At 69.1% G+C, this 26862-nt stretch carries 25 protein-coding genes; 21 read left to right on the top strand and 4 right to left on the bottom strand.

The window, feature by feature from the left end:
* The first annotated feature begins 20 nt into the window (after positions 1-20).
* The 11 genes from ACFPYL_RS24155 (at position 21) to ACFPYL_RS24105 (ending at position 13212) form a co-directional block, all read left to right on the top strand.
* On the top strand, positions 21-2141 hold the full coding sequence (locus ACFPYL_RS24155; RefSeq protein ID WP_379160791.1) for an ABC transporter permease: 2121 nt from the start codon (positions 21-23) through the stop codon (positions 2139-2141).
* Positions 2138-2929, top strand: coding sequence for an ABC transporter ATP-binding protein (locus ACFPYL_RS24150; protein ID WP_379160788.1), 792 nt, complete (start codon positions 2138-2140; stop codon positions 2927-2929). Before ACFPYL_RS24155 ends, ACFPYL_RS24150 begins: the two co-directional genes overlap by 4 nt.
* Positions 2926-3687, top strand: a complete 762-nt coding sequence (locus ACFPYL_RS24145) for an ABC transporter ATP-binding protein (RefSeq protein ID WP_379160786.1) — start codon at positions 2926-2928, stop codon at positions 3685-3687. Before ACFPYL_RS24150 ends, ACFPYL_RS24145 begins: the two co-directional genes overlap by 4 nt.
* Positions 3684-5225, top strand: a complete 1542-nt coding sequence (locus ACFPYL_RS24140; RefSeq protein ID WP_379160783.1) for a GMC oxidoreductase — start codon at positions 3684-3686, stop codon at positions 5223-5225. Before ACFPYL_RS24145 ends, ACFPYL_RS24140 begins: the two co-directional genes overlap by 4 nt.
* Positions 5226-5229: 4 nt before the next feature.
* Complete coding sequence (locus tag ACFPYL_RS24135; RefSeq protein WP_379160780.1) at positions 5230-6534, top strand: C-glycoside deglycosidase beta subunit domain-containing protein; 1305 nt, start codon at positions 5230-5232, stop codon at positions 6532-6534.
* Between the two features lie 58 nt (positions 6535-6592).
* Positions 6593-7726, top strand: a complete 1134-nt coding sequence (locus tag ACFPYL_RS24130) for a Gfo/Idh/MocA family protein (RefSeq protein ID WP_379160778.1) — start codon at positions 6593-6595, stop codon at positions 7724-7726.
* 168 nt (positions 7727-7894) lie between these two features.
* The gene (locus tag ACFPYL_RS24125) at positions 7895-9025 is read left to right on the top strand and encodes an FAD-dependent monooxygenase (RefSeq protein WP_379160776.1); all 1131 of its coding nucleotides are present in this window, start codon (positions 7895-7897) and stop codon (positions 9023-9025) included.
* A 25-nt stretch (positions 9026-9050) separates the two neighbouring features.
* Positions 9051-10025, top strand: a complete 975-nt coding sequence (locus ACFPYL_RS24120) for a VOC family protein (RefSeq protein ID WP_379160773.1) — start codon at positions 9051-9053, stop codon at positions 10023-10025.
* 11 nt (positions 10026-10036) lie between these two features.
* On the top strand, positions 10037-11020 hold the full coding sequence (locus ACFPYL_RS24115) for a fumarylacetoacetate hydrolase family protein (protein WP_379160770.1): 984 nt from the start codon (positions 10037-10039) through the stop codon (positions 11018-11020).
* Positions 11021-11047: 27 nt separating this feature from the next.
* Positions 11048-12217 (top strand): alpha/beta hydrolase family protein, encoded by a 1170-nt coding sequence (locus ACFPYL_RS24110; protein ID WP_379160767.1) that lies wholly within the window; start codon positions 11048-11050, stop codon positions 12215-12217.
* The gene (locus ACFPYL_RS24105) at positions 12214-13212 is read left to right on the top strand and encodes a cyclase family protein (RefSeq protein WP_379160764.1); all 999 of its coding nucleotides are present in this window, start codon (positions 12214-12216) and stop codon (positions 13210-13212) included. The genes ACFPYL_RS24110 and ACFPYL_RS24105 overlap by 4 nt, the downstream gene beginning before the upstream one ends.
* A gap of 967 nt (positions 13213-14179) precedes the next feature.
* On the opposite strand, the gene ACFPYL_RS24100 is transcribed toward ACFPYL_RS24105, so the two are convergent.
* A complete protein-coding gene (locus ACFPYL_RS24100) occupies positions 14180-14683 on the bottom strand; it encodes a MarR family winged helix-turn-helix transcriptional regulator (protein ID WP_379160761.1) in 504 nt (167 codons plus the stop codon).
* A 144-nt stretch (positions 14684-14827) separates the two neighbouring features.
* On the opposite strand from ACFPYL_RS24100, the gene ACFPYL_RS24095 reads away from it, so the two are divergent.
* The 5 genes from ACFPYL_RS24095 (at position 14828) to ACFPYL_RS24075 (ending at position 21102) form a co-directional block, all read left to right on the top strand.
* Positions 14828-15241 carry a hypothetical protein gene (locus ACFPYL_RS24095; protein ID WP_379160758.1) on the top strand — a complete coding sequence of 138 codons (414 nt, stop codon included), beginning with the start codon at positions 14828-14830 and terminating at the stop codon, positions 15239-15241.
* On the top strand, positions 15238-16995 hold the full coding sequence (locus ACFPYL_RS24090; protein ID WP_379160755.1) for a glycoside hydrolase family 15 protein: 1758 nt from the start codon (positions 15238-15240) through the stop codon (positions 16993-16995). The genes ACFPYL_RS24095 and ACFPYL_RS24090 overlap by 4 nt, the downstream gene beginning before the upstream one ends.
* A 21-nt stretch (positions 16996-17016) precedes the next feature.
* Complete coding sequence (locus ACFPYL_RS24085) at positions 17017-18048, top strand: SDR family oxidoreductase (RefSeq protein ID WP_379160752.1); 1032 nt, start codon at positions 17017-17019, stop codon at positions 18046-18048.
* 313 nt (positions 18049-18361) lie between these two features.
* On the top strand, positions 18362-19516 hold the full coding sequence (locus ACFPYL_RS24080; protein ID WP_379160750.1) for a permease: 1155 nt from the start codon (positions 18362-18364) through the stop codon (positions 19514-19516).
* Entirely contained in the window at positions 19513-21102 is a 1590-nt protein-coding gene (locus tag ACFPYL_RS24075; protein ID WP_379160747.1) for a phytoene desaturase family protein, read from the top strand. Before ACFPYL_RS24080 ends, ACFPYL_RS24075 begins: the two co-directional genes overlap by 4 nt.
* A 100-nt stretch (positions 21103-21202) precedes the next feature.
* Here ACFPYL_RS24075 and ACFPYL_RS24070 read toward each other — a convergent pair whose 3' ends face one another.
* The gene (locus tag ACFPYL_RS24070) at positions 21203-22555 is read right to left on the bottom strand and encodes a DUF2254 domain-containing protein (protein ID WP_379160744.1); all 1353 of its coding nucleotides are present in this window, start codon (positions 22553-22555) and stop codon (positions 21203-21205) included.
* 65 nt (positions 22556-22620) lie between these two features.
* Here ACFPYL_RS24070 and ACFPYL_RS24065 point away from each other — a divergent pair, with 65 nt between their 5' ends.
* On the top strand, positions 22621-22815 hold the full coding sequence (locus ACFPYL_RS24065) for a hypothetical protein (RefSeq protein WP_379160741.1): 195 nt from the start codon (positions 22621-22623) through the stop codon (positions 22813-22815).
* The gene (locus tag ACFPYL_RS24060) at positions 22797-23234 is read left to right on the top strand and encodes a hypothetical protein (protein WP_379160738.1); all 438 of its coding nucleotides are present in this window, start codon (positions 22797-22799) and stop codon (positions 23232-23234) included. Before ACFPYL_RS24065 ends, ACFPYL_RS24060 begins: the two co-directional genes overlap by 19 nt.
* Before the next feature lie 47 nt (positions 23235-23281).
* Here the strand turns inward: ACFPYL_RS24060 and ACFPYL_RS24055 are convergent, their stop codons facing one another.
* Positions 23282-24022, bottom strand: coding sequence for an alpha/beta fold hydrolase (locus ACFPYL_RS24055; protein ID WP_379160736.1), 741 nt, complete (start codon positions 24020-24022; stop codon positions 23282-23284).
* Positions 24023-24065: 43 nt separating this feature from the next.
* On the opposite strand from ACFPYL_RS24055, the gene ACFPYL_RS24050 reads away from it, so the two are divergent.
* The 3 genes from ACFPYL_RS24050 to ACFPYL_RS24040 all read left to right on the top strand — a co-directional run bounded on the left by ACFPYL_RS24050 (position 24066) and on the right by ACFPYL_RS24040 (position 26591).
* The gene (locus ACFPYL_RS24050) at positions 24066-24317 is read left to right on the top strand and encodes a hypothetical protein (protein ID WP_379160733.1); all 252 of its coding nucleotides are present in this window, start codon (positions 24066-24068) and stop codon (positions 24315-24317) included.
* Positions 24318-24372: 55 nt separating this feature from the next.
* Positions 24373-25065 carry a hypothetical protein gene (locus tag ACFPYL_RS24045; protein WP_379160730.1) on the top strand — a complete coding sequence of 231 codons (693 nt, stop codon included), beginning with the start codon at positions 24373-24375 and terminating at the stop codon, positions 25063-25065.
* A gap of 80 nt (positions 25066-25145) precedes the next feature.
* A complete protein-coding gene (locus ACFPYL_RS24040; RefSeq protein ID WP_379160728.1) occupies positions 25146-26591 on the top strand; it encodes a PepSY-associated TM helix domain-containing protein in 1446 nt (481 codons plus the stop codon).
* A 10-nt stretch (positions 26592-26601) separates the two neighbouring features.
* Here the strand turns inward: ACFPYL_RS24040 and ACFPYL_RS24035 are convergent, their stop codons facing one another.
* Positions 26602-26862, bottom strand: a complete 261-nt coding sequence (locus ACFPYL_RS24035; protein WP_379160725.1) for a DUF3263 domain-containing protein — start codon at positions 26860-26862, stop codon at positions 26602-26604.

The following is a 26862-nucleotide window of genomic DNA, read 5'->3' as shown; positions in this document are numbered from 1 at the left end:
ACAACGGATTGGAGGTAGCCGTGCAGCAGATCCTGCTCTTCGCAGTCCTCGGCCTGGGCACCGGCGCCTTGATAGCCGGACTCGGCCTCAGTCTGGTCGCCACCTACCGCGGTACCGGGATGATCAACGTCGCCACCGGCGCCATTGCGATGTTCGGCGCCTACGTCTTCTACGGGCTCCGCTCCGGCGGTTACCTCCTCTTCGACGGCCTGTACGTCGCGGGCGGAGAAGGATTCGTCCTGCCGCTCGCGCCGGCCGTCGTCCTCACACTCGTCGTGTGCGCCGTCTTGGGTATCGCCCTGCACTTCCTCGTCCTTCGGCCACTGCGCCGCCAGTCGCCCCTGGCCAAGCTCGTCGCCTCGGTTGGTGTGCTGCTGGTGCTCCAGGCTTACGTCCTGCTCGAGTTCGGAACTCAGGGCCTCCCCGCCCCTGACGTCCTTCCGACCGAACCGGTCAAGGTCTTCGGCGGCAACGTGCCCAGCAACCGGCTGCACCTGCTGGCCATCGTCATCGTGCTCGCCGTCGCCCTCGCGCTCGTCTACCGGTTCACTCGCTTCGGCGTCGCGACCCGCGCGGCTCAGGAGAGCGAGACCGAGGCGGCGCTCTCCGGCCTCTCGGCCTCACGTCTGGGGTTGGCGAACACCGTCATCGCCTGCGTCATCGCCGGCGGCCTCGGCATCTTCGTCGCTCCGCTGACCCAGCTCGACCCAGGCACCATCGCACTCGCTGTGGTCCCGGCGCTCGGCGCCGCCCTGCTCGCGAGGTTCACCTCGTTCGCTGGGGTCGCGATCGCCGGCATCGGCATGGGCATCCTCGCCTCACTAGTGACGTTCGCTCAGACGAAGACCTGGTACCCCACCACCGAAGGCGTGCCCTGGCCCGGGGTCACCGACTTCCTGTACTTCCTCATCATCGTCGTCGCCCTGCTGTGGCGCGGGCAGAGCCTCCCCGACCGGGGCGCGCTGGTCGAGCCGCGGCTTCCGCAGGCGCCGGCACCGGACAAGATCCTGCGACCTGCGCTCACCTGGGGCGTTGTCACGACGATCGGCCTGTTCGTCCTGCCCTACGACCTTCGCCAGGCACTCATCCTCTCGCTCATCGGCGCGATCGCCTGCCTGTCGCTGGTTCTGCTCGCCGGGTACGTCGGCCAGGTCTCGCTCTTCCAGTTCGGGCTCGCCGGCGTAGCCGGAGTCATCCTGTCCAAGCTGACCACCGACGCGGGCGTGCCCTGGTTCATCGCCGCCCTCGCCGGCATCGTCGGCGCCTGCGTCCTCGGACTGCTGATGGCACTGCCCGCCCTGAGAGTTCGCGGAGTCCAGCTCGCCATTCTCACCCTCGCCGGCGCTGTCGCCCTCAGCAGCTTCGGGTTCGGCAACACCCGCTGGGGAGTGCCCGCGTCCGGCGCCCACGTCCCGCAGCCGTCGGTGCTCGGCTTCTCGATCGGTACCGACTCGTCTGTCCAGGGACTCGACGGCGCCCGACCAAGCCCACTCTTCGGAGTCATCGTGCTGCTGGTGCTCATCGGCTGCGCCGTCGTCGTCGCCAACGTCCGCCGGGGCAACCTCGGCAAGCAGATGCTCGCCGTCCGGTCCAACGAGCGTGCTGCCGCCGGCGTCGGAATCTCCCCGGCCCGGGTCAAGCTCCTCGCCTTCACGATCGCCACCGTCATCATGGCGCTCGCCGGCATCTGCTACAGCTTCAACTTCAGCGCCCTGGACCCCAGCCGGTTCACCGCCTTCAACACCCTCAGTCTGGTGGCATTCGCCTACCTCGGCGGCATCACCACTATCCGCGGCGCCGTCCTCGGCGGCCTGCTCATCACCCAGGGACTGCTTAGCTACGCGCTGAACAACTTCTTCGGCGTCTCGGTCACCTTCCAGCTCATCCTCGCCGGCGTCCTGCTGATCTTCACCGTGATCACCAACCCCGACGGCATCGCCCTCGCCCCACCGCCCCGGTGGCCCGGACGGCTCATGCGACGCCTGCGCGGTGACACACCGACCGACGCGACGTCTGCGGTCGCCCCCGCAGACGGCGCAGACAGCGCAGGCGGCGCAGGCGGCGCCGGCGCGCTGCCCGTGACCGAGAACAACGGCGACAGCAACGGTGGACTCATGACGGCGAAGGGGGTGCAGCGATGACCGACCGACTACGCACCGATGGGCTCAGCGTCCGCTACGGCGGCAACCTCGCCCTCGACTCCGTCGACCTGCGCATCGGCGAAGGTGAGCTGGTTGGGCTCATCGGCCCGAATGGGGCCGGCAAGACCACCTACATCGACGCCGTGACCGGCTTCACCAAGAGCACCGGCCAGGTCTGGGTCGACGAAGAGGAGCTCACCTCCTCCAAGCCACACCAGCGGGTCAACCGCGGACTCGGCCGCACCTGGCAAGGCGCCGAGCTCTACGCCGACCTGACCGTCCGAGAGAACCTGGAGGTCGGCGGCGGCAGCCACTCATTGTTCAGTCTCCTGCGCGAAGTCGTCACCGGCCGTCAGTCGCCGCCGCGGGCCGTCGACGACGTCAGCGACCTCCTCGGCATCACCGACATCCTCGACCGTCAACCCGAGGACCTGTCCCAGGGACAGCGCAAGTCCGTCGACGTCGGCCGCGCCCTCGCCGCCGGCTCCCGGGTCCTGTGCCTGGACGAGCCAGCTGCCGGACTCGACTCGGCGGAGAGCCAACAGCTCGGCGCCACCCTTCGACAGGTCGTCGCCGACGGCACCTCGCTGCTCCTCGTCGATCACGACATGGGCCTGGTGCTCAGCGTGTGCGACCGCATCTACGTCCTCGACCTCGGCCGCGTCATCGCAGAAGGCACCCCGGACGAGATCCGCAACTCACCAGCGGTCATCGAGGCCTACCTCGGAGCCGACGACACCGCCACCGTGGGCGGCCCCGACACCAACGTGGAAGGAGCCGAACGTTGAGCACTCCACTGCTCGAGCTCGACCGACTCACCCTCGGCTACACGAGCTCTCCCGTCGTACGCGACCTGTCACTCCAGGTCGGCGCCGGCCAGGTGATCTCGCTGCTAGGACCCAACGGAGCCGGCAAGTCCACGACGTTGCGCGCCTGCTCGCGACTGCTCGACCCGATGAGCGGACGCGTGTTGTTCCGTGGCGTGGACACCGCTGACCTCAGTGCAGTCCAGGTCGCCCGCCAGGGCCTGGTACAGATGTCTGACGAGCGCAGCGTGTTCCGTGCGCTCACCGTCGAAGAACACTTCAAGCTCCGCCACCGGGGACAGCGTCTCGACAAGACCGTCGCGTACGACTACTTCCCGGCGCTCGCCAAGCTCGCCAAGCGCCGCACGGGTCTGTTGTCCGGAGGCGAACAGCAGATGCTGGGCCTCGGCCGTGCCCTCGCGCGCCGACCCGAAGTGCTCATGGTCGACGAACTCAGCCTGGGGCTGGCGCCCGTCATCGTGCAGCGCCTACTGCCGATCCTGCGGCGCTACGCCGACGAGACCAGCAGCGGAGTCCTGCTTATCGAGCAGCACGTCCAGATGGCGCTCTCCATCTCCGACCACGCCTACGTGCTGGTCCACGGCGACCTCATCCTCGACGGTCCCGCCGACCAGCTCGCACGCGACCGACACCTCCTCACCGCCAGCTACATGGGCGAAAGCGGCGGCCAGCACGCCGCCAGCGAACCCACCAACCTCCAGGACGCGAACAAGCCATGACCCGACACATCCCCGCCGATGTCGACGTCGCGATCGTCGGCAGCGGCCCTACCGGTGCTGCCTACGCACGGATCCTCAGCGAAGAGTGCCCGACCGCACGGATCGCCCTCTTCGAGGTCGGCCCCCTTATCTCCGACCCCCCGGGCACCCACGTCAAGAACATCGCAAACGCCGACGAACGCGCCCGAGCCCAGCGACTCTCCGAAGGCCCGTCCCCGCTCGGCGACGACACCTCGACCAACACCATGGACGGCTACGCCGACGCCGCGCCACGGCTCGTCCGTCCCGGCACCTTCCTTCTGCGCGACGGCTACCAGCAGCCCGGCGAGGACGGACTGCCCGGAGCGGCCATGTCAGCCAACGTCGGCGGCATGGGCGCCCACTGGACCGGCGCCTGCCCGCGTCCCGGCGACAGCGAGCGCATCTCCTACCTCAACAACCTCGACGACCTCCTCGCCGAGGCCGAACGACTCCTCGCCGTCGACGCCCACGCCTTCGACGACGCCCCCTTCGCCAGCGAGGTCCGCAAGCGGCTCGCCGACGCCCTCGACAACGGCCGCGACCCGACCCGCCGCGTCGCGTCGATGCCGCTCGCGGTGGTGCGGCACGACGACGGTCGTGTGACCTGGTCCGGGTCCGATGTCGTCTTCGGCGATGTCACCCGAGCCAACCCCAACTTCACGCTGGTCTCCGACGCCCTCGTGACACGGGTCCTCCACGCGAACGGACGCGCCGCCGGCCTCCTGATCAAGGACATGGCAGACGGGACCGAGCTCACCGTGTCGGCGCGCCAAGTGGTCGTCGCAGGCGACAGCCTGCGTACCCCTCAACTGCTCTGGGCATCCAACATCCGCCCCGCCGCGCTGGGCCGCTACCTCAACGACCAGCCCCAGACGGTGTACGCGGTCCGGTTGCGTGACGTCGACAGCGAGGCCGACAACCCCGACGTCGACGGCGACACCGCCATCGTCGCCCACTCCGGCGTGAACTGGGTTCCCTTCACCGACGATGAGCCGTTCCACGGGCAGGTCATGCAGCTCGACGCATCCCCGGTGCCGCTCGCAGACGACGACATCCCCACCCCTGGCACCATCGTCGGGCTCGGCTGGTTCTGCGCGAAGGACGTCCAGGCCAGCGACCGCGTCGAGTTCAGCGACACCGACGTCGACGACTACGGCATGCCGGCCATGTCGATCCACTACCGGCTCACCGACAACGACCACGCCTCGATCGCTGCCGCCCGAGCCGCCGTCGTGCGAGTAGGAGCAGCGCTCGGCGAAGCGTTGGACCCCGAGCCGCTCACCTTCGGCCCCGGAGCATCCCTGCACTACCAGGGCACGGTCCGCATGGGAGAGACCAACGACGGGACCTCGGTCTGCTCGCCGACCTCGGAGGTCTGGGACATCGACGGCCTCTACGTCGCCGGCAACGGCGTCATCCCCACCCCGACAGCCTGCAACCCCACCTTGACTGCAGTCGCCCTCGCCGTCGCCGGCGCCCGCGACATCGCCACCCACATTCTCGTCGAGAGGAACTGACGCCATGCTCGAACTCAGCCTGATCCAGACCCGAGGCTTCACCAACGTCACCGAGAACGGAACCGTCACCGGATTCCAGTTCCTGCTCCGCATGCCCAACTACCGCGGAGTGTGGGGCAGCCTGGTCGACGGAATCGAGATCACCGTCGACGGCCAGTCCTTCCCCGCCAACGCCGCGAGGTGGACCCTCGGCGGCCGCGCCTACACCCTCGACGAGCTACAGCGCACCGAAGGACTCCACTGGCAACTCGACGAGCTCGCGACCATCACTGTGCCGGTCCAGGGTGGCCTCAAGCCGGGCGTCCACGACCTCGCGGTCAGCGTGCTGCTCCGCTCGCCCTACATCCCTGCCTTCGTCCTGCCGCTCCGCTTCGACGACCGCCGGCAGGCGACCCTGGTCCCGGAGACCACCGACATCCCGGGCGGCTTCAAGTACGGCGTCTCCACCTACAGCTTCACCGGTGACCTCCACACACTGATGACCCTCGAGGACGCCATGGCCGACATCGCCGACCTGGGCGCAACCGGCATCGAACTCCTCACGCAGACCAACATCCCCGGCTACCCCGACCCCAGCGCCGCGTGGATCGACGAATGGCACCGCCTCACCAAGACCTACGGCCTCACCCCGACCAACATCTCATCCTGGGTCGACAACCAGATGTGGCTCGACCGCGACCTGACCGTCGAGGAGGCCACCGCGCAGCTGCAGCGCGACATGCGCCTGGCCCACGAGCTCGGGTTCACCTCGATCCGGCCGAAGTTCGGCGTCACCTCGCCCGAGCTCGACCCGCACCCGACCTGGGAGGAGACCGTGCTGCGCAGCCTCGACCTCGCCCAGGAGCTCGACGTGCTGATCCTCCCGGAGATCCACAGCCCTACCCCAATCAAGCACCCGGTCACCCAGGGCTACATCGAGTTCATCGACCGCACCGGCACCGACCACTTCAAGCTGATGATCGACACCGGCATCTTCCAAACCGTCGTCGTCGACGACGGCCACCCCGGCTTCGATCCAGACGAGGTCCCGCCGTTCCTGCAGCCCCTCAAGGTTCCCGCCTCGGAGCTGACCGAGATCCTTCCCTACGTCGGGTTCGTCCAGGCGAAGTTCTTCGAGGTCGACGAGACCGTCACCGATCTCCACGTCCCGTGGCGCGACGTCCTCACCGCCCTCCACGCCGGCGGCTACAGCGGCTGGCTCTCCAGCGAGTACGAAGGTCGTCGCGATCCCTACCGCGCCCGCGACCAGATCCGCCGCCAGCACCTCCTCATGCGCTCCATCGAAGCGGATCTCCACCGTCATGCCTGACCCGGCGAACCAAGCCGTCCGTCCCGCGACGGAAGGCAGACCGACCCTCCGCGTGGCCATGATCGGGCACGCCTTCATGGGCAAGGCGCACTCGCAGGCATGGCGGACCGCGGCCCGCATGTTCGAGCTACCCGTCGAGCCCGTCATGGCCGTGCTCTGCGGACAAGACATCGGCCGCGCCACCGCGGCAGCAGTACAGCTGGGATGGGCCGAGGCCGCCGACGACTGGCGCAGCGTCATCGCGCGCGACGACATCGACCTCGTCGACATCTGCACGCCGGGCGACAGCCACGCCGAGATCGCGATCGCAGCTCTCGAAGCATGCAAGCATGTGATCTGCGAGAAGCCCTTGGCCAACAGCACCCTGGAAGCCGAAGCCATGGCCAACGCCGCGGCCCAGGCGCACGCCACAGGAGCGCGCGCCATGGTCGGCTTCACCTACCGTCGAGTCCCCGCCGTCGCGCTCGCCCGCCAGCTCATCGCCAACGGCCGAGTCGGAGACGTCCGGCATGTCCGCGCCCAGTACCTCCAAGACTGGATCGCCGACCCCGAAGCCCCCATGAACTGGCGCCTGGAGAAAGACCGAGCCGGAAGCGGTGCGCTGGGCGACATCGGTGCCCACATCGTCGACCTCACCCAGTACCTCCTCGACGACCAGATCGCGCAAGTCACCGCCGATCTTCGTACCTTCGTGAAGGACCGACCCATCGCCGGCACCGGTGACGCACTGATACCGGATCGCCGCGGCCTGGTGACAGTCGACGACGCTGCCGCGTTCATCGCGACCTTCGCCGGCGGCGCCCTGGGCGTGTTCGAGGCCACCCGGTTCGCCACCGGCCGCAAGAACGCGATCCGCATCGAGATCAATGGCTCCTGCGGCAGCCTCGCCTTCGACTTCGAGGACATGAACGTCCTGCACTTCTACGACGCCACCGAGCCGGCGGCCACTGCAGGGTTTCGCCGCATCCTCGCGACCGAACCCGAGCACCCGTACGTCGAGGCATGGTGGCCCGCCGGGCACGGGCTCGGCTACGAGCACGGGTTCACCCACCAGATCGTCGACTTCGTCAACGCCGTCGCTGCCGGCACGGACCCGACACCCACGTTCGTGGACGGACTTCACGTTCAACACGTCCTCGACACGATCGAACGCAGCGCCGAGGCCCGTTCGTGGCAACCCGTCGCGCCATAGGCGACGTCGCGTCACCAACCAGCACTTCCAGGTCTAACTCCACTCCTGTCCACCCACCACTGATTCATCTGATGGATGAAGCAGATAGCGAAACGAGGGCTTCCTGATGACGTCAGGACAACGGACAGTTGCAGTCGCCACGTCAACTCGGAACGGAGCGCACTAGTCGTGCCCGCAGTAGAACACGTCCTCATCATTGGGGCCGGTGCCGCCGGCACCGCGGCCGCGATCCTCCTCGCCGAGGCTGGCGTGTCCGTCGACCTGATCGACAACAAGCCCGACGTCAACGCGCTCGGTTCGGGAATCACGCTGCAGGGCAACGCCCTGCGCGCCCTGCGCGATCTGGGCGTCTGGGACGCCGTCTCGAACCGCGGCTACGCCTTCGACACGCTCGGGTTGCGGGCGCCCGACCCGGACGGGACGCTCCTCGTCGAGCTGACCGACGTGCGCACCGGCGGTGACGACCTGCCCGCCACCCTCGGGATGTATCGCCCCGATCTCGCCCGCATTCTCGTCGAGCGTGCCGTCGATGCTGGCGCCAAGGTCCGCTTCGGAACGAGCTGCACCGCCCTCGACCAGGACGACGCCGGGGTCAATGTCGCCTTCGCCGACGGCTCCTCCGCCCGCTACGATCTCGTCGTCGGCGCCGACGGCGTGCGGTCGTGGACGCGTGACGCGATCGGCATCGAGCTCGAGACTCGAAGCACCGGTATGGGCATCTGGCGCATCTTCGCGCCACGTCCGGCGTCGGTGACGCGCACTGACCTCGTCTACGGCGGGCCTTGCTACATCGCCGGCTACTGCCCGACCGGCGAGGACAGCCTCTACGCCTACCTCGTGGAGGACGCGCAGGACCGGTTCGACCTCACCCCCGAGGAGTCCCTCGAGGTGATGCGCGGGCTGGCAGAGGCCTACCACGGTCCCTGGGACGAGATCCGGGCGTCGATGACGGACCCGTCCCGCGTCAACTACACCTGGTTCGAGACGCACCTCCTCGAGGGCGCGTGGAACCGCGGTCGCGTCGTGGTGATCGGCGACGCCGCCCACATGTGTCCGCCGACCCTCGCCCAGGGTGCCGCCCAGGCACTGGAGGACGCGACCGTGCTAGCGGAGCTCCTGCTCGCCCATGACGACGTCATCGACGAGCTGTGGGTCGCCTTCACCGATCGACGCCAGGCGCGAGCCGGTGAGGTCGTGGCCGCGTCGGTCCAGCTCGGCCAGTGGCTGCTGGACCACGAGCAGGGCGACGTACCCGGCCTGATGGCCCACGTCGCCCACCTCCTCGCCGAACGCCCCTGACCCCTGCATGCCGAAGGAGAATCACGTGACCGAGCAGACCATCAACGCACCCGTCGACGACCAGGGCGACCGACTCATCACCCACCTGCGCCACGTCGACCTGGCGGTGCCGGACTACGACAAGCAGTTCGCCTTCTACACAGAGATGTGGGGGCTGACGCCGGAGACAACTGACGACGGCATCGCCTTCCTCGCCGCCGAGGGGTCACCCGAGCAGTACTCCGTCCGGTTGCGCAGGGCCGACGAGAAGCGCCTCGACCTCATCTCCTTCGGCGCCGCCACCCCCGCCGACGTCGACCAGATGGCCCAACGGCTCGGCTCCGACGGTGTTCAGCTCGTCACCGAACCCGGCGCCATGGACACCCCGGGTAGCGGCTACGGGTTCCGCTTCTTCGACATCGACGGCCGCACCATCGAGATCTCCGCCGACGTCGCCGTCCGCCAGCACCGCAAGATCGAGGGGGGCGAGTCCATCCCGGTCAAGCTGTCGCATGTCGTCATCAACTCGCCGAACCCCGAGACGACCGTCGGGTTCTACGAGAGGCACATGAAGTTCGCGCTCTCCGACACCCTGTTCTCTCCGCACATGGGCGAGGTCATGTGGTTCATGCGGACCAACCCGGCGCACCACAGCTTGGCTATCGCCCGCGGCCCCCACGTGGCGCTGCACCACGCCTCCTTCGAGATGCGTGGCATCGACGAGTACATGCGCGGCACCGGCCGGCTTCTGCGCGCCGGCGTGGAGAAGGTCTGGGGCCCCGGCCGGCACATGGCCGGCAACAACACCTTCAGCTACTTCCTCGACCCGCACGGCAACACCATCGAGTACACCACCGAGCTCGTGGAGCTCGACGAGGACACCTGGCACCCCCACCTCTACGACTTCTCCGACCCCGAAGTCACCGACCAGTGGGGCACTGCCAACCCGATGAACGAGCTCGTCGCCAAGCAGTCGTTCAACGACCCGGATCGCGGTGTCTTCATCGCACCCCCCGTCTGAGCGAGCACCGGATGAAGCTCGCCACCTACCTGGACCACGCCGACACATCCTCGACCTCTGTCGGCGTGGTCCAGAACCACCGCGTTCACCGCATCGCTGACGTGCGTTCCATGCGAGACCTGATCGCCCTCGGTCTCGACGCTGCGCTCGCGGCCGGCGAACGGGCGCTCGTCCAGCCCGGCACCGACCTCGACCAGGTCCGCCTGCTCCCGCCGCTCGAGCCGGCGAGCATCCGCGACTTCGTCGCGTTCGAGGAGCATGTCGAAGGCGTTCGGCGCAGCATCGACGGCGCTGCTGGCGTGGTTGACGCCTGGTACGACGCGCCCACGTTCTACTTCACCAACCCTCACGCCATCGTCGGGCCTGACGCCGAGGTCGCGTTTCCTGCTCGCAGCCTCGCGCGCGACTTCGAGCTCGAGGTCGCCGTGATCGTCGGCGGCGAAGGCCGCTCCCTGAACTCCGACGAAGCCAGCCAGGCGATCTTCGGCTACACCATCCTCAACGACTGGTCCGCCCGCGACCTCCAGAGCCGCGAGATGCAGGTCGGCCTGGGGCCGGCGAAAGGCAAGGACTTCGCCACCAGCCTCGGCCCGTGGATCGTCACGGCAGACCAGCTGAAGCCCTATCGCGACCCCGACGGGTTCCTGGCCCTGGAATGCGTCGTCGACGTCAACGGAGCCAGGGTGGGACATGACCTGCTGTCCAACATGGGCTGGACCTTTGAGTCGATGATCGCCTACGCCTCCCGTGACAGCCGCGTCGTCGCCGGCGACGTACTCGGCTCAGGGACCACCGGGAACGGAGGCTGCCTCGCCGAGCTGTGGGGGCTCAACGGACGCCAAGACCCGCCCCCGCTCCGCGACGGCGACACCGTGACCATCACCGTGCAGGGCATCGGCACCCTCACCAACACGATCACCACCGCGCCGCCCGCTCCAGAACTACCGACGTTTCGGCGGCCAGCACGCCAACGCAATCTCCGAACGACCGCCTGAGACCCACAACGCAGCAGAGGAATCCCGATGTACGAGTACTTCGCCGGCAACTACGTATGGAACCTGGGCGTCGTCGCGACCCTCAACAGCGGCGGCATGATCGACGAAGTCGACCGCGCATGTCGCCCGCTTCGAGAACTCGCGGCGCAGGGATCCGACGTCGGGACTGAGCAGTTCATGACCGCGTGGCGCACGGTCGCAGACCAACTGGACGCCCAGGCCGTGGACGCGGAGAAGGACGGCCACCTGCGAACCGCCGGACAGAAGTACTTCCGCGCCTCCGTCTACGTCTCCCAGGCCGAACGCATGCAGAGCGCGAGGTCGATAACGCGCAACGAGGAGTACCAGCGCAGCGTCGACCTCCTCGTCAAGGCACTCGAGCTGACCGACCCCAAGACGACCCCTGTCGAGATCCCGTACACCGCCGACGGCACGACCAGCAGCCTGCCCGCGTACTTCACCGACGCGTCCACCGGAGGCCTGAAGGCCCCTGTGCTGATCATGTGGAACGGCCTGGACTCGACCAAGGAGATGATGGTCGGCTCCGGCATCCACACCGAACTCGCCGCCCGTGGGATCTCCACCCTCATGGTCGACTGCCCCGGCAGCGGCGCCGCCCTGCGGCTGCGCGGTCTCACTGCCCGCGTCGACACCGAAGTCTGGGCTGCCGCATGCGTCGACTGGCTCGAGCAGCGCGCCGGCGTACGCACCGACCGTATCGGTCTTGCCGGCTGGTCCCTCGGCGGCTACTACGCACCCCGCGCGGCGGCGTTCGAAAAGCGACTCGCGCTCTGCGTCGCGTGGGGGGCCAACCACGACTGGGGCGCCGTCCAGAAGCGACGCCTCGACCGGGAAGGCGAGAACCCCGTCCCGCACTACTGGGACCACGTCATGTGGGTGTGGGGTGAGACCGACCTCGACATGTTCATTAAGAAGGCAGAGGCCGTGAACCTCGACGGCGTCGTCGAGCACATCACCGTGCCGTTCCTGATCGCGCACGGGGGGAACGACCGCCAGATCCCCCTTGCCTACGCTCACCGCTCCTACGAACAGGCCGTCAACAGCCCGAAGCGGGAACTGCGCATCTTCACGCCAGAAGAGGGAGCAACCGAGCACATCGGCCTCGACCACCTTCCCCACGTCGCGACCTTCATCGCGGACTGGGTCACCGACACCTTCACCGAGCTCGACGCATGACGCTAGACCCGGCAAGGCACGACCCCGCCGACCCGGAGGGCGCCATCAAGGCGGCCGCCCAGCGGGTCTCCAACTGGGGGCGATGGGGGAGTGAGGACGTACACGGCACCCTCAACTTCCTCGACGATGACAAGCGTCGAGCTGCTGCGGCGCTGGTTCACGCCGGTACGCCGTATTCACTGTCCCAGTCCTTCGACATGGACGGTCCGCAGAAGGGCTGGCGCCGCCGGACCAACCCGATTCACACGATGCTCGACACCGGCACGGACCACGTAGCTGGCGTTCAAGGCTTTCCGCACGGGATCGGCGGCGCGGACGACGTCATCACCATGCCGCTGCAGTGCTCGACGCAGTGGGACGGTCTCGGGCACATCTTCTCGCACGGCAGGGCTTGGAACGACCGCCCTGCCGACCAAGTGGTCTCCGGCCTCGGAGACGCGGTCACCGGCATCGAGACCGTCGGCGCCTTGATGTGTGGACGCGGAGTCCTGCTGGATGTCGGCCGAGCAGTGCGTTCCGACGGCGAGCTCCCGGACGGCTATGCCATCTCAGAACGCGACCTCGAGGAGACCATCCGGGTCCAAGGTCCGACGTCGAACGTGGGTGCCGGCGACATCGTCATCGTGCGCACCGGCCAGCTCACGCGAGTCCGTCGGAGCCTGGCAGCCGGTGACGGCTGGGGCGACTACGCCGGCGGACCTGCCCCCGGACTCTCGTTTGGCACCGTCGACTGGCTCCATCGAACCCAGATAGCAGCCATCGCGACCGATACGTGGGGATTCGAGGTTCGACCCAACGAGTTCCACGACGCGTTTCAACCGCTCCACCAGGTCGCCATCCCTCACTTAGGCCTCTTCATCGGTGAGATGTGGGATGCAGACGAGCTTGCTGCCGCCTGTGCTACCGATGGACGGTACGAGTTCCTGCTCACTGCTGCTCCGCTGATGGTGACCGGGGCAGTTGGAGCTCCGGTGCACCCGATCGCACTTCGTTAGTTCTCGCCCCCGACGCGTACCCTCAGCGGAAGAGCCCCGCGACGGCAAGAGTCCCATCGACGTGCCACTCAGCAGGAGCTTCACCGCATCGCGAAGGCATGCTCCTCGCGCAGTGCCGGTACCTGTGCCGACGCGGAACGAAGCCTCGCGCATGCAACTGATGTGGGTAGCGGCCCCGCCCGGCGACGCTACCGCGCCCCGGCTAGGTCGTAGTGAAACGGTCGTCGCTGGATCCGACAGGTTGCTCGTCGCGCGTGATGGCGATTGCTTTGCCCCCGAATTGCCCCCGTCAGAACCGAGGACTACCAACGACGGTCAACGTCGTGAAACGCATAACCGCAGGTCAGGCGGCTAGTGTCAACGATCGCTGCCCACCACCGTTCACGGGGACAGGTTCCGCTTTATCGATTGAAATCGGCCGCTGCGCAGATCGGAGGGTCTGACTGCTCGGTTCGCGCACTACCTCAGCGACGCCGACCCGCCCGCCGGGCTCAGACCACCTGTGTCGGATTCATGCTCAAGACCACAAGAAGTCGGCACAAACTCGGCACTTCAGATGCGCCAAGGCGACGCGAGAGCGCGACGGCCGAAACGAGTTGTGCGGTACTCTGAGATTGCGAAAGCCCAATCCTGCTTGGAGATTGACGCCAGATCAGCGAGTTTGTAGGAGCTTCTCCGAAGAACGCGGCGGTGCACCTGCACCCCTGCTGGGAAGAGAAGGTCAGGGGTTCGAATCCCCTCAGCTCCACCATGTGATCTCGCAGGAGATCCCGGACAGGCCGGACCGAGATCTTGGGTCCGGCCTTCGGTTTTGTCCCGGTTCTAGGTCAAACCCCGAGCATCAGCATCGCAGCCGAGTACGGTGCAATCTCCCGTCGAACAGCCGACGCCCCGAGAGCCAGCCTGAGCGACCCAGCGGCCAGCAGTGCTGATCGCATGGCTGGGTCGCGCTCCGGTGGGAAGGCCGCTACCCCGGGTCGACCCCTTCGAGCGCACTGTTCAGAGCACTCATGGACCGCACGACTGCGCTTATCTCGCCCGGTGGAAGTCTGGTCAGTGCAGCACGGATGTCGCCTCGGCGGGCGGTCGAGACCTCGGCCAGCAGTGCACGGCCTGCTGGGGTAAGGACCACCTCTACTCGTCGACGATCGGACTCTGCACGAACCCGGTCCACGAGTCCGTTGCGGTGCAGCCGCTGACAATGTCGGCCGGCATTCGACTGGTCGACTCCGAGACGATCGGCGATCTGGTTCACCGCCAGCGCACCGTGATCGGAGAGGATGACGAGAACTCGGTGTTGGGCGACGGTGATCTCGATGGAGGCGTTGAGCACGGCGCGTACCGAGATCGCGACCAGTGCCCTGCTGGTCACGAGCAGCGCGTCGGCCGCGCCGTCGATCTCGTCGGTCTCGGTCGCGCGATGACTCCGCGGCATCGAGGTCTCCATTCTTTCGACGATGTTGTCGAACATTACATGCGGGTGCGCATGCAATTCGTTGAACTGGTCACTGTCTTTAGTGAGAGATCCAACCCGGGGTTGGGCGGGAGGGCCTCCGTGGCGCCGCGACCAGCGACGTGACTCAGCGCAACATAGAGGATCGGCAGGAGTTCGATCATGGCGCAGATGCCGGATCACGACGAAGGAGCACGGGGGCACCGCGTACGTCCTCGTTGGACCTGGGGCGCGCTGGTCGTCATGCTCGTCGGCGCCGCCGTGGTGGGCTGGGGTGTCTGGGTGGTGTCGTGGGCGTGGTCGATCGCCGGCGCGCTCGTTCTCGTCGCGGGGGCAGCTCTCGCCTGGTTCGGCGGTCTGTTCTACGACATACACTCTCGTGCTGGCGTCGGAGCAGAGATGAAGGATCTGATCGCCGGTGAGTCCCACCTAGGGCCGGATCCCCGTGCGAGGGTCGACGACGCCAAGGCTCGCGAGATCGCTCGCAGCGATGCTGAGGCGCTGCGCGAGCGTCAGGAAGCTACGGCGGCGAGCAAGCCGCAGCTGTTCGGTCGTCGGCACCGCCGAGCCCGATGAGTGGCGACGGCCAGGGGCTGTCGATCGTCCCGGAGACCCTTCGACAGTACGCGTTGATCGCCGACGGAGAGCGAGGCGCTCTGGTCGGCCCCCGCGGTGACATCGCCTTCTTGTGCGCGCCCCGGTGGCATGACGACGCTGTGTTCAGCCATCTCCTGGGGGGAGCAGGGGTCTACGCGGTCCAGCCGAGCGACCCGCGCTTCGTCTGGGGCGGCGGCTATGAGGCGGGCACCCTGATCTGGCGCAGTCGGTGGCTGGTCGGCGATTCCGTGGTCGAGTGCCGCGACGCGCTGGCCTTTCCGGGTGATCCGGATCGCGTGGTCCTGCTGCGGCGCGTGGAGGCGGTGCACGGCGACGCGTTTTTGAACATCGTCCTGGACTGCCGTGCAGCATTCGGGGCAGCGCCGATGCACCTGCGCGCCGCTGGCGACGACACCTGGGTCGGCCGGAGCGGCGAGCTTCACCTGCGATGGTCCGGTGCACCTGTACGTCTCGCGCGCGGTCGTCCACTCGACGAGACGGTGCAGCTCGAGCTGACGATCGCCACCGGGGAGTCACACGACCTGGTCCTCGAGCTCTCGCGACGGCCCTTCGAGGATGCTCCCGCGGATCCGGTCGGCCTGTGGGCGCGAACCGAGCAGTCCTGGCGCGACCAGGTCGGGCCCGACACCGGCTCGTTGGCGCCCCGCGACGCCACCCACGCCCGCGCAGTGCTCCGGGGCCTGACCAGTCGCAGCGGCGCGCTGGTCGCCGCAGCGACGACCAGCCTGCCGGAGCGCGCCGACGAGGGCCGCGACTACGACTACCGATTCGCCTGGATCCGCGACCAGTGCATCGCGGGCCAGGCGGCCGCCGTCGCGGGAGACGACTTTCTGGTGCGCAGCGCCGTGGAGTTCGTGGGCGCACGGCTTCGCGCGGACAAGGACCAGCTGGTGCCCGCCTACACGGTCGACGGCGAACCGGTGGCGAGTCAGCGCACGCTCGACCTCCCCGGTTATCCCGGAGCGCCACGCGTGCGGGCCGGCAACCGTGTCCGTGGTCAGTTCCAGCTGGACGCCTTCGGGGAGGCTCTGCTGCTGTTCGCCGCCGCCGACCGAGCCGACCTGCTCGACGCAGACGGCTGGCGGGCAGTCGAGGAGGCCGTTGCCGCGATCATGGGCCGCCACCACGAACCCGGCGCCGGCATCTGGGAGGTCGAACCGCGACGTTGGGCCCACTCGCGCCTGATCTGCGCGGGTGGTCTACGAGCAGTCGCCGACAGGAGGGGTCACGGCGCGGACGACTGGCGCCGGTTGGCCGACCACCTGGTGGCCGAGACCGAGCGCGAGTGTCTGCACGAGAGCGGACGCTGGCAGCGTTCTCCCTGCGATCCGGGCGTGGACGCCGCACTGCTGCTACCGGGCCTGCGGGGCGCCGTGCCGCCGGACCACCCGGCGTACGTCGCCACCTGGAACGCCGTCGGTGACGAGCTGGCCGAGGACGGCTACGTCTACCGGTTCCGGCAGCAGCCCGGCCCGCTGCACGACGCCGAAGGCGCGTTCCTCCTGTGCGGGTTCCTGATGGCGCAGGCCACTCACCAACAGGGGCGGCCGGTCGACGCCGTGCGGTGGTTCGAGAGGTCCCGCGCCGCGGTGGGCCCACCGGGTCTCTTCACCGAGGAGTTCGACGTCGAACGACGCCAGCTGCGCGGCAACCTGCCCCAGGCCTTCGTCCATGCCGCGTTCCTGGAGACCGCCCACACCCTCGCCCACTGAAACCGACCGAAGGAGAGCACGATGAACAGTTCCACGTCCGCCCGTCGGACCAGGGTGGTCGCCATCACCGGGGCGTCCGGAGGCATTGGCCGGGCCACCGCCCGCGCCTTTGCCGAACGCGGCGATGCCGTGGCTCTGATCGCGCGCGGCGAGCGCGGCCTGGACGGCGCGCGCCACGATGTGGAGGAGCTCGGTGGGACGGCGGCTACCTATGCGGTCGACGTGGCCGACGCGGCCGCGCTCGACGCGGTTGCTGAACGCGTCGAGGACGACCTGGGTCCGATCGACGTCTGGGTCAACGTGGCCTTCACCTCCGTCTTCGCCAGGTTCGTCGACATCGAACCGGAGGAGTTCCGCCGGGTGACCGAGGTGAACTACCTCGGGTACGTCAACGGGACCCGCTCCGCCCTGCGCCGCATGTCTGTTCGCAACCAGGGCACGATCGTGCAGGTGGGGTCGACCCTGGCCTATCGGGGGATCCCGTTGCAGAGTGCCTACTGCGGCTCCAAGCACGCCCTCCAGGGGTTTCACGAGTCGCTGCGCACCGAGCTGCTCCACGACAAGAGTGGCGTGCGCACCACGATGGTCCAGATGCCGGCCGTCAACACGCCGCAGTTCTCATGGGTCCTCTCGCGGCTGCCCGACCAGGCGCAGCCGGTGCCGCCGATCTACCAGCCCGAGGTCGCCGCGCGAGCCGTGGTGTACGCCGCCGACCACCCGCGCCGGCGCGAGTACTGGGTCGGGGAGAGCACGATGCTCACGCTGCTCGCCAATGCTGTCGCACCAGGCGTCCTCGATCGCTATCTCGCGTGGGCCGGGTTCGCCTCTCAGCAGACGGGCGATCCCAAGCCGGCGGACCAGCCCGCCAACCTGTGGGAGCCGGCCGACGGGCCGGACGGGCGGGACTTCGGCCCGCACGGCGTCTTCGACGACCGAGCGGTCGCCGCCTCGCCGCAGGTCTGGGCGTCCCAGCACCATGCGGCGGTCATCGGTACCGCCGCCGGCGCCGCGCTGGCGGGTCTCGCTCTCGCCGTACGCCGGAGGCAACGATGACTCCGGCTCGAGGGGCTCGACTGGTACTGGGGTGTGTCCTCGTCATTGCGCCCCACCGACTGCTCGGCCTGGTCGGCGCCGAAGACGCAGACGAGCGCACGACTCGTGAGGTCGCCCGCGTCCTGGGTGCCCGTTACCTCCTCCAGGGCGTCACCGGGCGCCCCACCGGAAGGGCGGCGGCAGCGGTCGAGGCGGCCCACGCCGCGAGCATGCTGCCGCTGGCCGTCCGCAGTCCGCGTCACCGAGGAGCGGCCCTGGTCAGCGCGGGTGTCGCCGCCGCTCTCGGACTGGCTGACCTGGTCGAGCAGCATCGATGAGGGTCGTGCACGCCGTCGTCGACGCCCTCGTGACCTCCGGCACGATGGCCTGGCAGATCGCCTGGTCACTGGTGCTCGGCTTCACCCTGTCGGCGGTGGTCCAGGCACTGGTGCGTCGCGAGACCGTCAGCCGCCTGCTCGGCGACGACCGGCCGGCGACGCTCGCCAAGGCGACCGGCCTGGGGGCCGCGTCCTCCTCGTGCTCCTACGCGGCAGTCGCGCTGGCGCGCTCACTCTTCCGCAAGGGGGCCAGCTTCACCGCCGCGATGGTCTTCGAGATCGCCAGCACCAACCTCGTCCTGGAGCTCGGCATCATCCTGGTCCTGCTGCTCGGCTGGCCCTTCGCGCTCGCCGAGTTCGTCGGCGGCCCGATCATCATCGTCCTGGTGGCCCTCGCCTTCCGCGTCGTCGTACGCCGCCGGATCGTCGACGCGGCACGCGAGCAGGCTCAGAAGGGGATCGCCGGCACGATGGAGGGGCACGCCAGCATGGACATGTCGATCGACGCCGACGGTGGGCTGCTCAGCCGCCTGTTCAGCCGCGCGGGCTACACCTCCGTCAGCCACATCTTCGTGATGGAGTGGGCCGCCGTCCTCCGTGACATCGTCATCGGCCTGCTCGTCGCCGGAGCCGTCGCCACGTGGGTGCCGGACTCGTTCTGGCAGACGCTCTTCCTGACCGATCAGCCCACCCTGTCGAAGCTCTGGGGTCCCATCGTCGGGCCGGTGATCTCGGTGCTGAGCTTCGTCTGCTCGGTCGGCAACGTCCCCCTCGCCGCCGTCCTGTGGAACAGCGGCCTCAGCTTCGGTGGCGTGGTCGCGTTCCTCTACGCCGACCTCATCATCATCCCGATCCTGCTGATCTACCGGAAGTACTACGGCACGCGGATGATGTTCGTCCTGCTCGGCGTCTTCTACACGTCCATGGTGATCGCGGGCTACGCCGTCGAGGTCCTCTTCGGACTCACTGGGCTCGTGCCCGAGCACGGCGGCGCTGAGGTCGGCGAGTCCGGGATCTCGTGGAACTACACGACCTGGCTCAACCTCGCCTTCGGGGTGCTTGCGTTCGCACTCGTGAGCCGCTTCTTCGCCACAGGTGGCAAGAAGATGCTGGCCATGATGGGCGGCGCACCCGGTGAGGAGACGTCGTGAGCCTCGCGACGCGCAGCCGGCCGCACGCTGTCGTCGTCGGATCAGGACCCAACGGGCTGGTCGCAGCCAACGTGCTGCTCGACGCCGGCTGGACGGTGCTGGTCCTGGAAGCGCAGGCCACACCGGGCGGCGCCGTCAGGAGCGACACGGACGTCCATCCCGACTACGTCCACGACACCATGAGCTCCTTCTACCCCCTGGCCGCGGGCTCTCCTGTCATGCAACGGCTTCAGCTGGAGGAGCACGGCCTCACGTGGCGGCACGCGCCCGCAGTTCTCGGCCACTTCCACCCGGCGTCCGGCCACTGGGCCATCCTTCATCGCGACCGTGACGAGACCGCTCGCATGCTCGAGGAGCAACAGCCGGGCGACGGCGAAGCCTGGCACCAGCTCTGCGAGACGTGGGACGTCATCGGCGCAGACCTGGCCGGCGCGCTCCTCTCACCGTTTCCGCCCGTGCGGAACACGCTCGGCGGGCTCAGGCGCGTGCGTCGAGCGGGGGGACTCGACCTGGTCCGCCAGCTGCTCACACCCGCGGCCGAGCTCGGACGTCAGCTCTTCGACGGGCCGAGCTCACGGCTGCTTCTCGCCGGCAACGCAAGCCACTCCGACATCCCCCTGGACGCACCAGGCTCCGGGCTGATGGCGCTCCTTCTCGCCATGCTCGGTCAGACCAGCGGCTGGCCGGTCCCCGAAGGCGGCGCCGGGAATCTCACCCGTGCGTTGGCCCGCCGAGCCGAGTCCCTCGGTGGCACGATCCGGTGCGACGCCGAAGTCGTCCGCATCGAGACGGACCGAGGACGCGTGATCGGCATGCTCCTCGCCAGTGGTGAGCGAATCGACGCTCGAGTGGTTGTTGCCGACGTCGCGGCCCCACATCTGTATGGCACCCTCCTGTCTCGGGAGGCCCTGCCGCAACGAACCGTGCGCAGGATGAGCCGGTTCCAGCTCGACCCCGGCACCGTCAAGATCGATTGGGCACTGTCGGGCCCGGTGCCCTGGGCTGTTCCGCCGCCGTACGCCCCAGGCACGATCCACGTTGCCGACTCGGTCGACGAGCTGACCGCGTCCACCGCCCAGATCGCCGCTCATGCCGTCCCGGCCCGGCCGTTCTTGCTCGCCGGCCAGATGACAACGGCTGATCCGACTCGGTCGCCCTCGGGAACCGAGTCGATGTGGGCCTATACGCACGTTCCGCAGGAGACCCGTGCCGATGCCGGGGGAGGAGGAATCCGGGGAACCTGGGACGACAGCGACCTGCAGCGTCTCGCCGATCGGATGCAGGGACGGCTCGAGGAGCTGGCGCCGGGCTTCGGCGACCTCGTCGTCGCACGTCGGGCGCTCGGGCCTCGTGAGCTCGAGTCCCGCGACGCGAACCTGATCGGGGGCGCCATCAACGGCGGCACCGCCCAGCTGCAGCAACAGCTCGTCTTCCGCCCGATCGCGGGGTCGGGGCGTCCCGAGACCCCGGTGCGGGGCCTGTACCTGGGGTCGGCGTCGGCGCACCCCGGCGGTGGCGTCCATGGCGCCGCTGGCAACAACGCTGCCCGTGCAGCCATCGCGCACCGGCGACTGCGCGTGCGCTGATGCACGCGTTGCCACGTCGAGAGATGGGTGAGTCGCGACGAGGGGTGAGCGCCAGGCAGAGCTTGGACCAGGCGGTCCGCAGCGCTGGGGTGGGTGGCGTTCACCGAATGTCCAGGTTGCGCTGGATCTTGCTGTCCATCGCGTCGAGCTTCGCCCTCTCGAAGGCATCGAACGGCTGGGCTGCGACCGTCGCGCGCAGTCGCTCCAGCTCGTCGCGGACAACGGGCCGCTGGTCGGGGTCCGCCCGGGAGCTGAGGTCCAGCAGTACCTGGTGAAGCTTCTGCAGCACCTGCGGATCCTGGGCGCCGTACCGCCGCGGCTGCGACACGCCGAGGTCGACGTAGCTGGCGAGGTCGGGTCGGTGCAACACGACCCTGACCCGGTCATCGGCGTCCCGCATCAGCCCAGGACCCAGGTCGCGGTCGCTCAACGCGCACAGGAACGACGAGATGTGTCCGAGAGCATGGATGGCCGTCGTCGGGTCGTTGATGCCGGGCGAGAGCGCCTTGTTCGCGACGTCGGTCAACTGGCGCAAGCCGTAACCGACGTCCTGGGTCGAGGTCCGCTCGAACCCGAGATGGACGCAGTCGCCCGCACGGGCTCGGATCCTTTCGCCGGCTTCGACCGAGAGTGGGGATCCTGTGGTCGACCACACCCTTCCCAGACGTGTTCCACGCACCAGGAAGACGCCCGGGTGCGCCTCGAGGCTCAACGTCACCCCCTCGTCGACCGCGACGTCGAGCAACCCCCGTTCGTCGACCCAGGTCAAGAAGCCGTCGTCGGTGGCGAGCAGCTCCTCCGAACCCGCGGGCGGTGTGGGGACAGTTCCGCGGTCGCCTCGCTCGTCACGGCGCTCGCCGGCAGGGGCACGTTCGTCGAGCACGGTGTTCATCGTGCTCATGGCCTCACGATGCACGTTGCGAAGCATCGTCTCCACGCGGATCTGCTCGGTCAGGTGGGCCAGGAACAGCACCAGACCCAGCACGCTGGCGACGGCGAGCACGAACGCCACGGTCACTGCCACCTGTGGCACCAGCTCGACATCCCCAACCTCATCCGAGCCTCGGACGGCCCGAAGGACGGTGAGCGCATAGGTGAAGGTCGCCAGGAACAGGGCGAGCGTCACCTGGACGAACTGGTCACGGGTGAACGTTCGAAGCAACCGCGGAGAGAACTGGCTGCTCGCGAGCTGCAGGGTGACCACTGTCAGCGAGAACGTCAGCGCGGTCACCGTGATCATCGACGAGGCGATCGCACCCAACAGCGATCGCGCAGCGTCCGCATCACCGCCGAAGAGCCACGCCGTCACCCGACTCGGCAGGTCGTCGTCGATCACCGAGTCCACCTCAGGAAGGCCCAGCCCGAGCGCGAGCGCACAGAGCACCGCGATCGTTGGGAGTGGCCACAACCGGGTACGAAAGCCGTCGCGGATGGTTGCGTACCAGGTGCCCATGACGGTGAGCCTGCCACCGGACGCACAACCCACACCTGCGACAGAGAGGTGGCCATGACGTGTTGATGACCATCGCAGTGATCGTCGTCGTCTCGGCGGCACTCGTCGCCGGCGCGGCCTGGGGCATCTACGGGGCGTTGCCTGATCGGCTCGAGGGGTTCATCATCGCGCTCGCCGGCGGCGCTCTCATCGTCTCGAGCGTGCTCGAGCTCATCGACCCCGCCACGGACGTCGCTCCCCTGTGGACCGTCGCCGTCTGAGGGCTGCTGGCCGCCATCACTCTCGACGGGATCCCGAGAACCTCGCACTCGGTGTCGCGCTGATCGGGGCGGGGCCACTGCAGGTCGCGTCCCTGTCGGGCTCGATCTTCCTCTCCAACCTGCCGGAGGCCGCAGGCGGCGCTCAGGAGATGGCGCAAGGTCGGTCGAAACCGAAGGTTCTCGGCCTCTGGACCGCGACGGCGCTGTTGCTCTCGGCCGCCGCCCTGGCCGGCAATCTCCTTTTCACCGGACTGCCTCAGGAGGCTCTGGACCTCATCCGCTGTGTGGCCGGTGGTGCCGCCGTGGCCTCCTTGGCCACCGAGGTCTTTCCCAAAGCCTTCAAGGAGGAGAGCTGTCTGACCGGGATCGCCACCGCCATCGGACTGGTCCTCGCCATCGGACTCGCCCACCTCGGCTGACGATCCAGCCGGTCAGCGACAGATGCCCGGCAGCTGGAGCGACGTGCTCAGGCGGTGCTCACTGCCGCCAGGAACGCCCCCACCATCGGTTCGACCAGGTCCGGGCGGTCGCTCGCGACCAGGTGACCGGCGGCCGGCACGATCGCCAGCTGGGCGCCCGGAATGCTCTGCGAGATCAGGAGCGTGTGGTCGGCCCGGACCATGTCGTGGTCGCCGGCGACGACCAGCGTCGGCGCCCGGATCGTCGCCAGCATCTCGAGGGTGATCTGGGGCTCGCTGAGCCACATCCTGCTCAGCTTCTCGATCACCACCGGCCCGTGGTCGGCGCCGTCGGGGGAGAGGTCGGCGTACTCGCGGTCCAGCAGCGCTGCGGCCTCCGCGGTCATCGTGTGCTCGGCCTCCTCGTCGGACACGAACCCGCCGGGGTCGAGGTTCGCGCTGATCGCCACCAGCGACCGCACCCGGGCCGGGTGGTCGATGGCCAGCATCAGGCCGAGGATCGCGCCATCGCTGAAGCCGACCACGTGGACGGCGTCGAGGCCGAGCGCGTCGAGGTAGGCGACCGCCTCCGCGAGCGAGGCGGCGTAGCTGAACGGGCCCTCGCGGTCCGCCGTGCGCCCGTGCCCGGTCCCTTCGGGAGCGTGCACCTGATGGGTGGCGGCCAGCGCGTCCCCGAGCGGGCGCAGGTTCTCGAGCGTCGCGTAGCCGCCGTGCAGAAGCAGCAACGGCTCCCCGGCGCCCTGGATCTCGTGGTACGTCGGGTGGCCGAGGAGGTGGAGGTAGGGCACGGCGAGAACCCTAGAGCGACCACCGTCCGGGCAGGATCGACACGTGCTCGAACGACCCGTCGTCCACCGTCCGCCGCCCGGCCCGATCCCCGGCGCGGTGCTGGGCGCTGCGGCGGGGCTGCTGCTGGCGGTCGTCTGGAGGTACGGCGCCTCGGACCTGGCCCTCGCGGTCAGCCTGGTCTTCGCCGGACTGGTCGCTGTCCTGCTGGCGGGCTCGCCGGGCTGGCGGCCGTTCGGGACGGCGCTGCTCGCCGCAGCCGCGATCACGCTCGGCGTGCTGGTGGTGGTCGCCTGACGGGCGGGCGCCCGCCGAGACGTCGGTCTGACGCGCACGTGGGAGGATGAGCGCCGTGGAGACCCGGATCGACGCGTGCGTGCTGTGGATGCGCGCGCTCCTGATGGGCTCCCTGGCGTTCTTCCTGGGCGTCGTCGGCCACGTGAGCGCCGACGGTCTCCTGCCCGGACCCGCCCTCCTTGCGGTCATGCTCGCGATGTCGGTGCTGCTCAGCGCCCCGATGCTGAGCAGGCCGGCCTCGACCACGCGGATCGTGGCGATGCTCGTCGGCGGCCAGACCCTGCTCCACCTCGTCCTGTCGGTGACCGCCGGCCACGCCGGTGACCGTACGACGACGGCGGTGGCGACCCGCACCGCCGCCGTGGGCAGCCTGCCGATCGTCGACGGCCGCCGCCTCGGCTCGCTCCAGGACGCCTACACCGGCGCGAGCGACCAGCCCGGCGCGCTCGCGCCGACGCTGCCCGTCGGCCACCTGATCAGCGACCTGTCGGCGCACGCGCCGATGATGGTCGCCCACCTCGTCGTCGCCGCGCTCGTCGGCCTCTGGCTCGCGTACGGCGAGCGCTGCCTCTGGACGATCCTGGCCCTGACCGGCCGTCGCATCCTCGCCGCTGCCTGGGCGATCCAGCCGGTCGTCGCCGCTCCTCGGCTCACCCTCCTCGACTCCGTGCTCGCCCCCGCTGGACCGCGCTCGGTCTGGCTGGTCCGCCCCGACTCCCGTCGCGGGCCTCCTCTCCTCGCCGCCTGACCAGCGACCCACGCCGTACCCGACCGAGGGTGACGGCGCACTCGCGCGTTCCCACGCGCGCCCACTCTTCGAGGAGACCCATGACCGACGTCCTCGCGCCCCGGCGCGAACCCGACGACCCAGCCCGACCACCCCGACCCTCACGACCGACCAGCTCCGGAGGATGGTTCCGCGCCGTCTGGCGCTGGCACTTCTTCGCCAGCTTCCTGGTCGTCCCGGTGCTGCTGCTCCTGGCGACCACCGGCCTGATCTACCTCTTCCGCTTCCAGCTCGAACCCCTGATGCACCCCGACCTGATGAAGGTCGACCCGCCGGCCGGGGCCGTGGCACAGCCCTACCTCCAGCAGCTGGCGGTGGTCGAGAAGGCCTACCCCGGCTCGACGGCGGTGTCGCTGACTGAGCCCAAGAACGCCGAGAGCCCGACCGTCGTGTCGGTCACAACCGCCGACGGCGAAGGCCGTGACGTCTACGTGAGCCCGTACGGCCCGGAGGTGCTCGGCTCGCTGAACCCGGACACCACGCTCTCGGGCACCGCGATCCGCCTGCACGCCGACCTGATGACCGGGAGCAGGTGGGGCGGCTACGTCCTCGAGCTCGGGGCGTGCTGGGCGATCGTGATGGCGCTGACCGGCTACTACCTCTTCGTGCGCGGCTTCCGGGCTCGGAGGCGGGCCCGCAAGGCGGACCGGACCGGCGCGCGGCTGCGCTGGCGGCACGGCCTGGTGGGGGCCGTCGCCGGGGTCGGGCTGCTGACGCTGCTGGTCAGCGGCCTGCCGTGGACCGACTTCTGGGGTGCCAAGGTGCAGACCCTCGCGACCGAGCGTGGCACCTCGATGTGGAGCCTCGACCACGGCGCCGTCAGCAACCCGTCCTCGACGCTCGACGAGTCGCTGCCGCACTCCCACGCGAAGGACATCCCGTGGGCGCAGCAGGAGTCCGAGGTCCCGTCGTCGACCCCACCCGCGAGCGGTGAGCGCAGCGTGGCCAACGTCGACACGGCGATCGCGGTCGCCGACCAGGCCGGGCTGCGGCACCCGATGACCGTCGCCGTGCCGGCCGCCGACGACGCGTCCGGCGTCTACTCGGTGATCGGCTACGCCTTCGACGCGCCGTCGGACGAGAAGACCGTGCACGTGGACCGGTACGGCGGCGAGGTGGTCTCGACGTACGGCTTCGACGACTACCCGGCGCTGGCCAAGGTGGTGTCGCAGGGCATCGGGCTCCACGAGGGCCGCAGCCTCGGGCTGTGGTCGTTCTGGGGCTCCGCGCTGATGTGCATGGGCATCATCTTCATGTGCCTGAGCGGGCCCCTGATGTGGTGGCGCCGGCGACCGAAGGGTGGCGCGACGGTCGGGGCGCCGCGCGGCCGGATGCCGATCCGGGCCACGCCGCTGCTGGCGGTCGGCCTGGTCGCGCTCGGCGTCTTCCTGCCGTTCTTCGGGCTGTCGCTGCTCGTCGTGCTGCTGCTCGACCAGCTGGTGCTGCGGCGGGTCCCGGCGTTGGGCAGGTGGTTCGCGACGACCTAGGTCGGGTCGGTCAGGTGGCGGACCGCCGGGCGCTGCGCTCCTCGTGGCGGGCGGTCCGCCGCCGGCGCAGGCGACGGACGAGCCGGGGCGCGTGCGCCTCGGCGGCCGGGAGGTCGATCAGCCGGTTGAGCAGCTGGTGGTAGCCGGTCGGGGTGAGGTCGAACCGCTCGCGGACCGCCTCGTCCTTCGTCCCGGCGTGGGCGACCCAGTCCTGCTCGAACGCGAGGATCTCGCGGTCGAGGTCGCTGAGCTGGTCGCCTTCGTGGTGCAT

The organism is Nocardioides hankookensis (assembly GCF_042658885.1).
GTDB lineage: Bacteria > Actinomycetota > Actinomycetes > Propionibacteriales > Nocardioidaceae > Nocardioides > Nocardioides hankookensis.
Note: the sequence above shows the minus strand (reverse complement) of the source record. Positions and strands in the feature narration are given on the sequence as shown.

Coding starts and splice junctions, on each gene's coding strand:
- ACFPYL_RS24110 (WP_379160767.1), top strand. CDS start 11,048: ATGTACGAGTACTTCGCCGGCAACTACGTATGGAACCTGGGCGTCGTC.
- ACFPYL_RS24070 (WP_379160744.1), bottom strand. CDS start 22,555: ATGGGCACCTGGTACGCAACCATCCGCGACGGCTTTCGTACCCGGTTG.
- ACFPYL_RS24085 (WP_379160752.1), top strand. CDS start 17,017: ATGAACAGTTCCACGTCCGCCCGTCGGACCAGGGTGGTCGCCATCACC.
- ACFPYL_RS24135 (WP_379160780.1), top strand. CDS start 5,230: ATGCTCGAACTCAGCCTGATCCAGACCCGAGGCTTCACCAACGTCACC.
- ACFPYL_RS24115 (WP_379160770.1), top strand. CDS start 10,037: ATGAAGCTCGCCACCTACCTGGACCACGCCGACACATCCTCGACCTCT.
- ACFPYL_RS24100 (WP_379160761.1), bottom strand. CDS start 14,683: ATGTTCGACAACATCGTCGAAAGAATGGAGACCTCGATGCCGCGGAGT.
- ACFPYL_RS24035 (WP_379160725.1), bottom strand. CDS start 26,862: ATGCACCACGAAGGCGACCAGCTCAGCGACCTCGACCGCGAGATCCTC.
- ACFPYL_RS24065 (WP_379160741.1), top strand. CDS start 22,621: ATGACCATCGCAGTGATCGTCGTCGTCTCGGCGGCACTCGTCGCCGGC.
- ACFPYL_RS24090 (WP_379160755.1), top strand. CDS start 15,238: ATGAGTGGCGACGGCCAGGGGCTGTCGATCGTCCCGGAGACCCTTCGA.
- ACFPYL_RS24130 (WP_379160778.1), top strand. CDS start 6,593: ATGATCGGGCACGCCTTCATGGGCAAGGCGCACTCGCAGGCATGGCGG.
- ACFPYL_RS24150 (WP_379160788.1), top strand. CDS start 2,138: ATGACCGACCGACTACGCACCGATGGGCTCAGCGTCCGCTACGGCGGC.
- ACFPYL_RS24105 (WP_379160764.1), top strand. CDS start 12,214: ATGACGCTAGACCCGGCAAGGCACGACCCCGCCGACCCGGAGGGCGCC.
- ACFPYL_RS24140 (WP_379160783.1), top strand. CDS start 3,684: ATGACCCGACACATCCCCGCCGATGTCGACGTCGCGATCGTCGGCAGC.
- ACFPYL_RS24080 (WP_379160750.1), top strand. CDS start 18,362: ATGAGGGTCGTGCACGCCGTCGTCGACGCCCTCGTGACCTCCGGCACG.
- ACFPYL_RS24095 (WP_379160758.1), top strand. CDS start 14,828: ATGGCGCAGATGCCGGATCACGACGAAGGAGCACGGGGGCACCGCGTA.
- ACFPYL_RS24040 (WP_379160728.1), top strand. CDS start 25,146: ATGACCGACGTCCTCGCGCCCCGGCGCGAACCCGACGACCCAGCCCGA.